The organism is Salinimicrobium oceani (assembly GCF_012037645.1).
Map to the genome: position 1 here is coordinate 1 of NZ_JAAVJR010000199.1, position 633 is coordinate 633.

Sequence of the window (633 nt, forward strand, 5' to 3'; positions counted from 1 at the left end):
CTATAAATTTTTGGGCCATGCCTGCAGAGAGCCAGGCAATGCCGTTAAGCACCGCATGCAAGGCGGTAGAACAGGTAACTGAATGTGAAATTTCGGGACCCCTGCTCTTGAGATCCTGCGCAACCCAGGAGGAAATATTTCCAAGGGTGGTATTGGGGGATGCAAGGGTTTGTGCTTTACCGGTTTCGAGATAATACTCGAAATGCTCTTCAAATAAAGTAGTCGCTCCCCGTGAACTTCCTATATTAATACCTATATCCTCTCCTTTTTCCCATCCTGCTCTCTCCATTGCCAGTCTTGTAGCGTAAACTGCATACAATACTGAATCATCTACTTTTTTAAATTGAGATCTCAGAGAATCAATCTCATTCTTTATTTCATGCGGAAGAAATCCTGCCCAGGCAGAAACCTTTCCGAAATCACTTTTTTGGAGCAGGTGTGAATCATGTGTATATCTACTCCAGATCTCAGCAGGATCTGAACCCAATGCAGAAACTGAGCCTATGGAAATAATAGAAACCGGTGTTTTCAAAAGTGGAAGTTTCAGGCAAAAATAAGGGCTGGAACTTAAATACGAACAGGGTTTCTGTTATTTTTCCTGGTAGTACAGGTTAAGAATGGAATCAAGAGGTT

At 42.5% G+C, this 633-nt stretch carries 1 protein-coding gene; it reads right to left on the reverse strand.

The genetic code is table 11. The features are described 5' to 3' along the window. The coding region (locus tag HC175_RS16250) for a beta-ketoacyl synthase N-terminal-like domain-containing protein (RefSeq protein WP_317172339.1) at positions 1-532 on the reverse strand (532 nt) is incomplete at its 3' end. Positions 533-633: the final 101 nt, after the last annotated feature.